The following is a 10,748-nucleotide window of genomic DNA, read 5'->3' as shown; positions in this document are numbered from 1 at the left end:
TCAGGCCGGTTTGGCTGAACACTTTTGGAAGGGGTTTGCACCCCTCCCAAAGAATCGCTGAAACCCCGGCCTTCAGGCCGGGGTCCCAGCTCACCGCCCTGAAGGGCGGGGTTTCAAACCGGAGTTAGATCTACGATGAATAGCGCTGCGGATACCCTGCCGCCAATAGTCGATTCGCGGCTTGCAGATGCTCGATCACGAATCGCTCAAACGTTGCAAACAGCGCCAATATAGCCAAGTCGGCTGCCTGCTTTGCGGCGTCGGCGACGGTGGCATTCGCTTCCGCCGGTGTCGTTCCGATGAACTGTGTCCGGCGGATGAGTTCCTTGTGCTGGCGTTCGATCGTATGGGTAGTAACTGTGAAACAATCGCTCGCCACGGAAAACGCTTTGTAAGCAGGATCCAGTGGATTAAGTGAAGTCATAGTCGGACACATCCGTGAGTAGATCAAGGAACAGACCTTCGTCGACGCGCTTGGCCGGCCGGATTCGTGCTTCTATCCAGCACCAGCCCTCGACTTTAAGGCGCGTCCGTGCGGGTGCGCTGCCGCCGAGGGGCGACGCATCGGACGCGGAGTCGCCGGGACCATAGAAGAGCAACGCATGTCGTGTAATTCGACCAATGACATCAAGTCTGCCCTGCGCGCCTATCACCCGCGATCCCGCGGGTACGATGTTGGCCAGGACGACGCCGTCCTTCGATATACGAAGGCTTGGCGCCTGGTATTCAGGGATTTTTTCTTCTCTGAGCGCTACGACACTGTGCTCCACCGACAGACCTTGTCGTCTGCACCAGCCGGTGGCTACGTCCAAAAAGGTGGCGACGCGTTGCACGTATTGGCTCGCAGGCGCGAAGCCTTCTTCGTTTATCGATTCATCCACGGTTAGTCCTTGACGCCGCGATGGACTGTGTAGCGTAGCTCCGCTGTTCGGGGGCGATGCGATTCGCATAGATCCATTCATGGCTGAAGAGGCGTGCGGTCATGGCGCACAGATCGCAGGAGAGCCTATCACTGAAGGCAGCGCCCGCGCGACTGCTCGCATTGAATCACCTCCGCGGTGTTTTGGGAGCGCGAACGTGACTTTTTCGGACTGTGGGAACGACAGGGTTTTGCGGGTAGAAGAATCCGTCGCAGCTAAAGGAGGTAAAATTTCGGCGCGATACGCCTTCCCTCCCTGCGGGTTGCGGCATCGACAACAACGTCAAACCACACGAGGTCCATATGCGTCTTTTACTTGCCCTGATCGTGCCTTGGTTCCAGTTCTTTACGATCGGTCGGCCGTTCGCGGGAGTTATCTGCCTGATTCTCCAGATCACGTTGATTGGCTGGATTCCTGCTGCAATTTGGTCGGTCTATGCCCTGAGCCAGTACAAGACGGACAAGAAGATCGAGCGCGCCCTCGCGAGCCGCGGCTGACATATACCAAAATTTGGTATATATTGGAACCACTGCAGAGGAGGTGGCTAGATGGCCCGCAACACATCCGTTTCTCTCGGCGAGCACTTCGCCGATTTTGTCGACGCGCAGGTTGGCTCCGGACGTTATGGTTCGGTCAGCGATGTTGTGCGCGCCGGCTTACGTCTGCTCGAATCGCATGAAGCCCAGGTGCGGGCGCTGCAGGAAGCTTTGAAGGCCGGCGAGGCATCCGGCGCACCCGCGCCGTTCGACAGCGAGGCGTTTCTGAAGCGGATGCGGGTGACGCATGGCGGCTAGGGGGCTCCAGCTCCGCCTGACGCCGCTCGCCGAATCCGACCTCGAAGATATCTGGCGCTACACCTTTGAACACTGGTCCATCGACCAGGCTGACAGCTACCACCGCGATCTCGTTTCCACGATGGAGGCGCTGGCTCGGGGCGGTAAGGCCGGTCGTGCTTGCGCCGTGCGAGACGGGTATCGGCAGTACGCCGTGGGGTCGCACATTGTGTTCTATCGCGAGACCGAAACGACGCTCGACGTCAGCCGAGTGTTGCATCAACGAATGGATGTGGACCGCCACCTGTGAGCGTTGCACTCGCAGGCGAATAGCGACTTAAATGAACGTCCTCTAAATCGCCCGAATACCTGGAAGCGACCGAACCACCCCTATTGCCCCGCAACCATCCCCATCAAACTGATCGCGTTCCGCTGCGCGACATCGCGGTAGCAGTTGTTGAACAGAACGTGCGTGTGCGCCACGCGGCTCGCGATGTCTCGTATCGGCGAAACGAGTTCTTCCAGTTCCTCATCGCCGTAGTCATAGTTGAACCGCTCGGCGGCCGATTCCGCGCCGCTCCAAGTCTGCGCGTTGCGGCCATGAAGTCGAACGATCGCGAGATCGGGCGATGTCGCCTCCCATAGCGAATGCACGCGATTTTTCACATCGCTGGGTGCATCGACGATCACATGGACGATGCCGTGTTCGCGCTCCATCTGCAGCGTCGACTCTCGATACTTTTCGTTGAACCAGCTCTCGTGCCGAAATTCGAAAGCGGTCGACAGCGGCCGCGCGCGCTCGGCGCAATGCTCGACGTGAGCAATGGATTTCGGCGTAGCGGTCACCCAATGCGGAAACTGAAACAGCACGGCGCCCAGCTTGCCGGCCGCGCGCAGCGGCTCCAGCGCGGCGAAGAACCGGGCCCATAGCACCTCGAGCAGAGCAGCGGGAACGTCCTTGTAGTAGAGGTTCTTCTTATCGGTCTTCGGTAGTTCCGCCTGAATGTCCTTCGGCAAGCACTTCGGCTCGGTCTGGTGCCCCGTGAAAAGCCGAAAGGCCTTCACGTCGAAGACGAAACCGGGCGGTGTCCGCTCGGCCCACAGCGCGCTGTTGCTCGCGCTCGGCATGCCGTAGTAGGAGGAATCGACTTCGACGAGCGGGAAGATGCCGGCGTAATAGCGCAGTCGCGCCTCGGCGCTGTTGCAGTTCGGCGGATAAAACGCGTGCGATTCGATGAGCGTCTTATCCGTCCACGATGCCGTACCCACGAGAATCGTCATGGCGAGCTCCGGTGAAGTCCACGCGAAGGCCATTTTGCCATGGAGCGGACAAGCCGATGCCCGCGGCGCACGTAAGCCCCCGGGGCGCTCAGATCAAGCCGCGCACTCCCGAGACGAATTGAACCGCGCCGAACACGCCGATGACGAGCGCCGACGCCCGGGCGATACCGTGGACGTAGGAAAGTGGAATCTTCTTGCCGAGCGCCGCCGTCGCGCCGCTCAAGCAGAGCCACCAGGCGGCGGACCCGGCGAACACGCCGGCCACCATGGGCAGCACCGTCGCCCATCCCGCGCCTGCCTGCGCGGCCGTCGACGGGCCGAGCGCTGCGAAGATGCCGATGAACGAAATGATCGTCATCGGGTTCGAGAGCGTCAGCCCGAACGTCGTCACGAAATCGCGCGACACCGAGGTGCGCGGCCCCGCCGATGCGGCGGTCGGCGCCGCGCCTTTGGACTCGCGCGCGATGGCCCACGCCAGCCACACGAGAAAGGCCCCGCCGCCGATTTTCAGGACGATACCGAGCGCCGGCACCGTCGCCGCGATTCCGGCGATGCCGAGCGCGCCGAGCAACCCGTAGATCATATCGGCGCACGCGGCGCCCATGCCCGTTGCGAGGCCCGAGCGGAAGCCGCGGCTCAAGCTGCGCTGAATGCACAACATGCCGATGGGGCCCACGGGCGCCGCGATGGAAAAACCGATCGCCAAGGATTTGATGAACAGCATTCGCACTTCCCCCAAGAGATTCGCCGACGGTGCGGATGAATAAGGATCGTAGGCGATCGAAGCGCGCTCAAGAAGTCGGTTTTTAAGGGAGAATGGCGCTTCCACCTTAAAAAATGCAACCGCTATGGATGACTTGGACTGGAACGTATTGGCGCATTTGCAGCGCGACGGCCGCATGACCTACACCGAACTCGCCCGTCAGGTCGGTTTGTCTGTGCCTGCCGTCACCGAGCGAGTGAAGCGTCTTGAAGAGACGGGCGTCATCGAAGGCTATGTGGCCCGCGTGGATCCGGTGGCGGCGGGGTATGGCGTCACCTCGCTGATCGCGATCACGGTACCGCAGCCTGCCAAAGCGAAGTTCCTGAAGGTGCTCGAAGCCATTCCCGAAGTGCTCGAGTGCCACCACGTGACCGGGGCCGATTCGTACATCATGCGGCTGGCGGCGGTGAGCATGGCCGACTTGGAACGGTTGATCGGCCGCATCAACCTATACGGCGAGACGCGCACGTCGATCATCATGTCGACGCCGCTGCCGTCGCGTCCTTTGGAGCGGCCGCCCGTGGAAGCGAAAACGTCGAAGGTCAGGCGCTAAGGACGCGCATCCTTATCGAGCCGGCGTGGTTTGCTCGCGCAGTAGCCATTCCCGAAATGCCTCGAGCGCGGGATGGCGCCGCACGCGCTCCGGATACGTGAAATAGTAGGAACGCGAGCTCGCAACCGGATCGAACGGGCTGCGCAGCCGGCCATCGCTCAATTCGTCTTCGACGAGCATGCGCGGCACGAGCCCGACGCCGATCTCGGCGATGACGGCTTGAATCAGGTGCGAGGTCAGCTCGAAGCTGGGGCCGAGTTTGAGCGCATCGTGCGGCAAGCCGAAATGCGCGCACCATTCGCGCCACGCGTCGGGAAAGCTGCTGACTCGGAGCAATGTCAGGCCTTTGAGCATGTCGACGGTCGGGCGCACCGAATGCTCGTTACGCGCGGTCGATAGGCGCTTTCCGCCTCCCCGCGGCCTGCGCCCGGAAGGCAACGCCGCCGGGCTTGCGATCAGAATCAACTCCTCGGCATAGAGGCGATGTGCGATCACGTTCGGCCAACGCCCATCCCCCACCGTGATGGCTGCGTCGAGCGGTTGCGCCGCGAAGTCGACTTCCTCGATCCTCGAGTGCAGATCGATCTGCAGATCCGGATGGGCGCGATAAAGCCGATGCAGCCTCGGCAGCAGCCATTTCGCGCCGAACGTGGGCAAGGTCGCCACGCGAAGACGCCTGCGGGAGCTTTCGGAAGACAAGGCCTGCAGCGTCGCGTTCCGGATTTGCGTCAGCGCCGCGCCGATTTCGATCATGTATGCGCGGCCCGCATCGGTCGTCAGGATCCGCTTGCCTTCGCGCTCGAACAATGCGATGCCGAGCATCGCTTCAAGGGTCTGCACCTGCCGGCTGACCGCGCTTTGTGTCAACGACAATTCCTCGGCCGCACGCGTGAAGCTCTCATGCCGCGCGGAAGCTTCGAATGCCAACAGCAAGGACATCGAGGGGGTGAGTTTTCGATAATTCATTCATAAACCTCATGAACATCCCAAAGAACTTCCGTTTGAGCAAATAAAAGGTACGTCTATGATGGCTAGGGCGTGAGAAAAGGCAAGCTCACCGCTGCGGGATTCATGCAAAGTCTACATGTTTCCGAGCACCGTCCAATCCAAGCCGAGTGCGCTCGGCGAAACTGAACAACCATGGCGATTTCCCCGCTTCCGCTCGATGATGAGTTAGACGACGTCAATGCACGATTCCTAGACGCGCTGCGCTCATCCGGCTTCGAGGGCGATATCGACAGCAGCCAGGCGCTGCGCACTGTCCTGGCCACCGACAACTCCATTTATCTGCGATACCCTAAAGCCGCGCTGTTCCCTCGGCACGCGCGCGACGTGCAGCGTATCGCCGCGCTGCTCGGCGAGGCGGCGTTCCGCACGGTGGTGGTCGCCGCGCGCGGCGGCGGCACGGGCACGAACGGGCAATCGTTGACCGACGGCATCGTCGTCGATTTGTCCCGCCATATGAACCGCATCCTCGACATCGATCCTCGGTCGCGAACGGTGCGCGTAGAGGCCGGCGTCGTGAAGGATCAGCTGAACGCGGCACTTGCGCAGCACGGCTTGTTCTTCGCCCCGGAGCTTTCGACGTCCAATAGGGCGACGATCGGCGGCATGATCAGCACCGATGCGAGCGGCCAAGGCAGCTGCACCTACGGCAAGACGCGCGATCATGTCCTGGCGCTCGATACGGTTCTGATCGGCGGCGCGATGCTCGAGAGCGTCGCCGTGGACGAGACCGAGCTGAACACGCTGTGCGACCGTGCTGACCACGTCGGCCGGGTCTATCGCGCCGCGCGGCGGATCAGCGAGCAAGAAGCCGAGTTGATTCGGGAGCGGTTTCCGGCGTTGAATCGTTGCTTGACGGGCTACGATCTCGCCCATCTGCGCGATGCAGACGGACGTTTCGACATCAACAGCGTACTGTGCGGTTCGGAGGGCACGCTCGGCTTCGTGGTCGAGGCCACGCTGAACGTCTTGCCTATTCCCGCGCATGCGGCGCTCGTCAACGTTCGCTATGGCGGCTTCATGGACGCGCTGCGCGACGCACGGGCGCTGATGGCGCATCGGCCGCTGTCGATCGAAACGGTGGATTCGACGGTGCTCGCCCTGGCGAAGAAAGATATCGTCTGGCGCAATGTGGCCGAGTACTTCCCCGATGACGATGGTGCGGCGGGCGAGGCGGGCGGCATCAACTTGGTCGAATTCAGCGGCGCCGACGCGGAGGCGGTGCGAGCGCGAGTCGCCGCATTCGTCGAACATCTGCGCACGGATACGACCGTGCGCCGTCTAGGCGTCACCGTGGCCGACGGTGAAGCGGCGATCAACCGGGTCTACGCCATGCGAAAGCGCGCGGTAGGGTTGCTCGGCAACGTGAGCGGCGCGAGCCGCCCGCAACCGTTCGTCGAGGATACCGCCGTGCCTCCCGAAAACCTGGCCGACTACATCGCCGAATTTCGAGCGTTGCTGGACGGATTGGGTTTGCGCTACGGCATGTTCGGCCATGTCGATGCGGGCGTGTTGCATGTCCGGCCCGCGCTCGATATGCGCGATCCGAAGCAGGCTGCGTTGATCCGGCCTATCTCCGATGCCGTGGCGGCGCTGACGATGAAATACGGCGGCTTGCTGTGGGGCGAGCATGGAAAGGGCGTGCGCTCGGAATACGTGCCCGAGTACTTCGGGCCGCTCTACCCCGCGTTGCAACGATTGAAGGCCGCGTTCGATCCGTACAATCAGCTCAATCCGGGCAAGATCGCCACGCCGGCCGAAAGCGGCGCATCGCTGCTGCGGATCGATGCGGTGCCGTTGCGGGGCGAAGCGGATAGACGCATCGACGAGCGCGTGTGGCAGCGCAACGGCGACGCCGTCCACTGCAACGGCAACGGCGCCTGCTACAACTTCGATCCCGACGATGCGATGTGTCCGTCGTGGAAGGCGACGCGCAAACGCGTGCATTCTCCGAAAGGCCGCGCCTCGCTGATGCGCGAATGGCTGCGGCTGCAAGGGCAAGCGGGTGCCGACGTGGCTGCGGCGCCGATGCCTGCGGCATGGCCGATTCGGCTCGTCAACAGCTGGCGCAAACATCGCGGCGAGGGCGATTTCTCGCACGAGGTCTATGACGCGATGGCGGGATGCCTTGCATGCAAATCGTGTGCGGCGCAATGCCCCGTCAAGGTGAACGTGCCGGAGTTTCGCTCGCGGTTTCTCGCGTACTACCACACGCGTTATGCGCGCTCGCCGCGCGACTACCTGATCGGATCGCTCGAATACAGCGTGCCTTACATCGCGCGCGTGCCGGGGTTGCCGAATGTCTATAACGCAGTGATGCGAACGAGCCCGGTCAAGTCGATCCTGCGCCGAGTGGCCGGCATCGTGGATAGCCCGTCGATGCATAGCGGCGCATCATGGCGCGCCGTGGTGGATCGATGGGCGGTCGAACCCGCAACGGCATCGCGCTTGGCTGTGCTTGGCGAAGCCGAGCGCGTGCGCAGCGTCATCGTCGTGCAAGATGCTTTCACGCGGTACTTCGAAACCCCGGTTGCCGCGGCGTTCGTCGAGTTGGCAGCCCGGCTCGGCTACCGTGTGTTCGTCGCGCCGTATCGGCCCAACGGCAAACCGCTGCAGGTGCAGGGTTTTTTACGCGCGTTCGAGCGCGCCGCCCTGAAAAACGCGGGCCAACTCGCCGCGCTCGCGCGTTTCGGTATCCCGCTCGTTGGGATCGACCCGGCGATGACGCTCGTGTATCGACAGGAGTATCGAAAGGTCGGCGGCGTAGGCGAATGTCCGCGTGTGCTCCTGCCCCAGGAATGGTTGATCGATGCGATGGCTGAGAAGGAGGCTAGCGCATTGAAGGCATTGAAGGCATTGAAGGCATCGGAGGCATCGGAGGCATCGGAGGCATCGGGCGCGTGTAACACTTCAATCGCATCGTCCAATCAAGGCGGCCCATCCGTTCCGACTTCCTTTCGCATGCTGCCGCATTGCACGGAGCGGACGAACGAACCCGCGGCGGCGGCGCTGTGGCGCGACGTATTCGAGCGTGCTGGGTTGTCGTTGACGACGCCCGCGAGCGGATGCTGCGGGATGTCCGGCACCTATGGGCACGAAGCGCGCAACGTCGAAACCTCGAAGGCGATCTTCGAGCAATCGTGGGCGCGTCATGTCGACGATTGGGTCGAGCCGAGCAGCAGCGTCGGCGCGACCGAGCCGAATCCCGCGCGAGCGGAATTGCTGGCCACAGGCTATTCGTGCCGATGCCAAGTGGAAAGACTCCGAGGGCGCCGGCTTCGGCATCCGCTCGAGGCATTGCTTGAACGCTATCGTCGCGGCGATTGACGCAAGCAAAAACGGGCGAGCCCGCAGGCTCGCCCCAAGCGGCATGTCCAGCGCTATGAGCCGCGTGCTGGTCTATGCCGAAGGCGGGCGCCGTTATTGCGTCTTCGTCGCCGTGTCGGTCTTGCTGCTGGCGTTGAGATCGCTCTTCGTATCGGCCTTGGCGTCAGCCTTCGTATCGGCCTTCACATCGGCCTTGGCGCTGGCCGGCGCTTGTTCGACGCTGGCGGCCTTTTCCTTCTTCTTGCTGATTTTGTGCGCGTGCGTCTTCTTGACGTGCGTGGCGCTCTTCTTCGTGGTCTTGCCTTCGGTCGTCGCCTTCTCTTGCGCGGCGCCGGCTTCGTTCGTCGCCGTGTCGGATTTCATGGCGCCGGCTTGCGTTTGCGTATCGGCTTTCAGGTTGGCTTGGCCGGCCGGCGTTTGAGCGGATGCGGCGGCGTTGGTCGACGGCGTCGGCGCGGCAGTCTGTGCGAAGGCCGTCGAAACGAGCAGGGCGGAAGCGAGAGCAGCGAACATCGTCTTCATATGTGACTCCTATTGGGGCGGCTGAGAAAGTTCAGCGCTGCCGGTTTAACGTAGGGGCGTGGACACGAGTTGACGGCGCTCTGGTGACAAAACGTAAGCGCTGTGACGAAACGCTTTGACCATGGCGGCGCGGCGCCGGCAATAAAGGATGTGTCGCGCGACATGCGCTATGCTTTGGCGTCGCTCGTCGGTTCGACGCAGCCTATCGCTCAAATGAGTTCAAGCAAATTGAAGAAGCCGTTCACACTACTGACGATGATTTGCGCGAGCGCGACGCTCGTGCTCGGCGGCTGTGACGATCAACAGGGCGAGCAAGTCATGGGAAAACTGAAAGCCTTTCTCAACGCGATCAAGCCGGACTCGCTGTTGCTGCGAGGGCTGACCCCCGGCGTCACGACCGAAGCCGAGATTCGCGACCAAATGGGAAAGCCGGAAACGGAGCGCATGTTCGAAGACGGCTCGAAGCGGTTCGAGTATCCGCGGGGCCCGCAAGGGACGACCACCTATATGGTCGATATCGATTCGCGCGGAAAGCTTACCGCCGTCACGCAAGTGCTGACCGCCGCGAATTTCGCGAAGGTGCGCATCGGCATGACGGAGGACGAAGTGAGGCGGCTGCTCGGCAAGCCTGGGGAGATAGCGGTGTACCGGCTCAAGCCCGAGACCGTTTGGAGCTGGAAATGGCAAGAAGGCGGGCCCTCGGGCGACGCCTTCTTCAACGTCCATTTCGATGCATCGGGCGTGGTTTATACGACTTCACGTTCCGATGTCATACGGGGGCATTAGAGAGGATTAGGGGCGTTTTAGGCCGCATCAAGACCCATCAAGACGCATCATGACCCGGCGAACTCGCCCGGTACGCGCACCCATCCCTCCATCAGCACGCGCGCGCTGCGGCTCATGATGGCCTTCTTGACGACCCATTGCCCGTCGACGAGCGCGGCTTGCGCGCCCACGCGCAGCGTGCCCGACGGATGGCCGAAGCGAACCGCTTCGCGCTCGCCGCCGCCCGCCGCCAAGTTGACCAGCGTGCCCGGAATCGCCGCGGCGGTGCCGATCGCGACGGCCGCCGTGCCCATCATCGCATGGTGCAGCTTGCCCATCGACATCGCGCGCACGAGCAGATCGACGTCGCCCGCGCGTACGCTCTTCCCGCTCGATGCGACGTAGTCGGCCGGCCGCGCGACGAATGCGACCTTCGGCGTATGCTGCCGGCCGGCGATGTCTTCGAGTCGCTCGATGAGCCCCATGCGCAGCGCGCCGTGCGCGCGGATCGTCTCGAACATCGCCAGCGCCTTGTCGTCGCTGTTGATCGCGTCTTGCAGCTCCGTGCCCTTGTAGCCGATCGCTTCCGCTTCGACGAAGACGGTGGGAATGCCGGCATTGATCATCGTCGCCTTCAGCGTGCCCACGCCCGGCACGTCGAGATCGTCGAGGACATTGCCGGTCGGAAACATCGAACCGCCCGCGCCGTCTTCATCGGCCGCGGGGTCCATGAATTCGAGCGCGACTTCGGCGGCGGGAAACGTGACGCCGTCCAGTTCGAAGTCGCCGGTCTCCTGCACGGCGCCGCCGGTCATCGGCACGTGCGCGACGATCGTCTT

The 10,748-nt window shown here is 62.7% G+C and carries 13 protein-coding genes; 6 read left to right on the top strand and 7 right to left on the bottom strand.

Annotation, left to right across the window (positions count from 1 at the left end; translation table 11 throughout):
- Positions 1-130 precede the first annotated feature (130 nt).
- Together ACTHNR_RS00495 and ACTHNR_RS00490 are read right to left on the bottom strand one after the other, a co-directional pair.
- Positions 131-424 carry a hypothetical protein gene (locus ACTHNR_RS00495; RefSeq protein WP_440545415.1) on the bottom strand — a complete coding sequence of 98 codons (294 nt, stop codon included), beginning with the start codon at positions 422-424 and terminating at the stop codon, positions 131-133.
- Positions 411-881, bottom strand: a complete 471-nt coding sequence (locus tag ACTHNR_RS00490; protein ID WP_440545414.1) for a hypothetical protein — start codon at positions 879-881, stop codon at positions 411-413. Before ACTHNR_RS00490 ends, ACTHNR_RS00495 begins: the two co-directional genes overlap by 14 nt.
- Positions 882-1,222: 341 nt before the next feature.
- Here ACTHNR_RS00490 and ACTHNR_RS00485 point away from each other — a divergent pair, with 341 nt between their 5' ends.
- The 3 genes from ACTHNR_RS00485 to ACTHNR_RS00475 are packed head-to-tail and all read left to right on the top strand — an operon-like array spanning position 1,223 to position 2,003.
- Complete coding sequence (locus ACTHNR_RS00485; protein WP_440545413.1) at positions 1,223-1,417, top strand: YqaE/Pmp3 family membrane protein; 195 nt, start codon at positions 1,223-1,225, stop codon at positions 1,415-1,417.
- A 51-nt stretch (positions 1,418-1,468) separates the two neighbouring features.
- On the top strand, positions 1,469-1,714 hold the full coding sequence (locus ACTHNR_RS00480; protein ID WP_440545411.1) for a type II toxin-antitoxin system ParD family antitoxin: 246 nt from the start codon (positions 1,469-1,471) through the stop codon (positions 1,712-1,714).
- On the top strand, positions 1,704-2,003 hold the full coding sequence (locus ACTHNR_RS00475; protein ID WP_440545410.1) for a type II toxin-antitoxin system RelE/ParE family toxin: 300 nt from the start codon (positions 1,704-1,706) through the stop codon (positions 2,001-2,003). Before ACTHNR_RS00480 ends, ACTHNR_RS00475 begins: the two co-directional genes overlap by 11 nt.
- A gap of 80 nt (positions 2,004-2,083) precedes the next feature.
- Here ACTHNR_RS00475 and ACTHNR_RS00470 read toward each other — a convergent pair whose 3' ends face one another.
- Both ACTHNR_RS00470 and ACTHNR_RS00465 read right to left on the bottom strand, forming a co-directional pair.
- Complete coding sequence (locus tag ACTHNR_RS00470) at positions 2,084-2,974, bottom strand: DUF72 domain-containing protein (RefSeq protein WP_440545409.1); 891 nt, start codon at positions 2,972-2,974, stop codon at positions 2,084-2,086.
- Between the two features lie 88 nt (positions 2,975-3,062).
- Positions 3,063-3,698, bottom strand: a complete 636-nt coding sequence (locus ACTHNR_RS00465) for a LysE family translocator (RefSeq protein ID WP_440545408.1) — start codon at positions 3,696-3,698, stop codon at positions 3,063-3,065.
- Positions 3,699-3,822: 124 nt separating this feature from the next.
- Here ACTHNR_RS00465 and ACTHNR_RS00460 point away from each other — a divergent pair, with 124 nt between their 5' ends.
- Positions 3,823-4,290 carry an Lrp/AsnC family transcriptional regulator gene (locus ACTHNR_RS00460; protein ID WP_440545407.1) on the top strand — a complete coding sequence of 156 codons (468 nt, stop codon included), beginning with the start codon at positions 3,823-3,825 and terminating at the stop codon, positions 4,288-4,290.
- Positions 4,291-4,302: 12 nt separating this feature from the next.
- On the opposite strand, the gene ACTHNR_RS00455 is transcribed toward ACTHNR_RS00460, so the two are convergent.
- Complete coding sequence (locus tag ACTHNR_RS00455; protein ID WP_440545406.1) at positions 4,303-5,256, bottom strand: LysR substrate-binding domain-containing protein; 954 nt, start codon at positions 5,254-5,256, stop codon at positions 4,303-4,305.
- A gap of 174 nt (positions 5,257-5,430) precedes the next feature.
- Between ACTHNR_RS00455 and ACTHNR_RS00450 the strand changes: the two genes are divergently transcribed.
- Positions 5,431-8,622, top strand: coding sequence for an FAD-binding and (Fe-S)-binding domain-containing protein (locus ACTHNR_RS00450; RefSeq protein ID WP_440545405.1), 3,192 nt, complete (start codon positions 5,431-5,433; stop codon positions 8,620-8,622).
- Between the two features lie 93 nt (positions 8,623-8,715).
- On the opposite strand, the gene ACTHNR_RS00445 is transcribed toward ACTHNR_RS00450, so the two are convergent.
- Positions 8,716-9,144 carry a hypothetical protein gene (locus ACTHNR_RS00445; protein ID WP_440545404.1) on the bottom strand — a complete coding sequence of 143 codons (429 nt, stop codon included), beginning with the start codon at positions 9,142-9,144 and terminating at the stop codon, positions 8,716-8,718.
- Positions 9,145-9,399: 255 nt separating this feature from the next.
- Here ACTHNR_RS00445 and ACTHNR_RS00440 point away from each other — a divergent pair, with 255 nt between their 5' ends.
- Positions 9,400-9,930 carry a hypothetical protein gene (locus ACTHNR_RS00440; protein ID WP_440545416.1) on the top strand — a complete coding sequence of 177 codons (531 nt, stop codon included), beginning with the start codon at positions 9,400-9,402 and terminating at the stop codon, positions 9,928-9,930.
- A gap of 47 nt (positions 9,931-9,977) precedes the next feature.
- Here the strand turns inward: ACTHNR_RS00440 and prpF are convergent.
- Positions 9,978-10,748, bottom strand: a 771-nt coding sequence (gene prpF, locus ACTHNR_RS00435; protein WP_440545403.1) for a 2-methylaconitate cis-trans isomerase PrpF, incomplete at its 5' end; no start/stop codon positions are given.

Origin of the sequence: Trinickia sp. (assembly GCF_051954495.1) — a bacterium.
In the GTDB taxonomy this organism is placed as follows: Bacteria; Pseudomonadota; Gammaproteobacteria; order Burkholderiales; family Burkholderiaceae; genus Trinickia.
This window is presented reverse-complemented; position numbering and strand designations above follow the sequence as displayed.

Bases quoted from the DNA above. Each gene is read 5' to 3' on its own strand.
- ACTHNR_RS00485 (WP_440545413.1), top strand. From the start codon at position 1,223: ATGCGTCTTTTACTTGCCCTGATCGTGCCTTGGTTCCAGTTCTTTACG.
- ACTHNR_RS00475 (WP_440545410.1), top strand. From the start codon at position 1,704: ATGGCGGCTAGGGGGCTCCAGCTCCGCCTGACGCCGCTCGCCGAATCC.
- ACTHNR_RS00450 (WP_440545405.1), top strand. From the start codon at position 5,431: ATGGCGATTTCCCCGCTTCCGCTCGATGATGAGTTAGACGACGTCAAT.
- ACTHNR_RS00455 (WP_440545406.1), bottom strand. From the start codon at position 5,256: ATGAATTATCGAAAACTCACCCCCTCGATGTCCTTGCTGTTGGCATTC.
- ACTHNR_RS00460 (WP_440545407.1), top strand. From the start codon at position 3,823: ATGGATGACTTGGACTGGAACGTATTGGCGCATTTGCAGCGCGACGGC.
- ACTHNR_RS00465 (WP_440545408.1), bottom strand. From the start codon at position 3,698: ATGCTGTTCATCAAATCCTTGGCGATCGGTTTTTCCATCGCGGCGCCC.
- ACTHNR_RS00440 (WP_440545416.1), top strand. From the start codon at position 9,400: ATGATTTGCGCGAGCGCGACGCTCGTGCTCGGCGGCTGTGACGATCAA.
- ACTHNR_RS00480 (WP_440545411.1), top strand. From the start codon at position 1,469: ATGGCCCGCAACACATCCGTTTCTCTCGGCGAGCACTTCGCCGATTTT.
- ACTHNR_RS00470 (WP_440545409.1), bottom strand. From the start codon at position 2,974: ATGACGATTCTCGTGGGTACGGCATCGTGGACGGATAAGACGCTCATC.
- ACTHNR_RS00495 (WP_440545415.1), bottom strand. From the start codon at position 424: ATGACTTCACTTAATCCACTGGATCCTGCTTACAAAGCGTTTTCCGTG.
- ACTHNR_RS00445 (WP_440545404.1), bottom strand. From the start codon at position 9,144: ATGAAGACGATGTTCGCTGCTCTCGCTTCCGCCCTGCTCGTTTCGACG.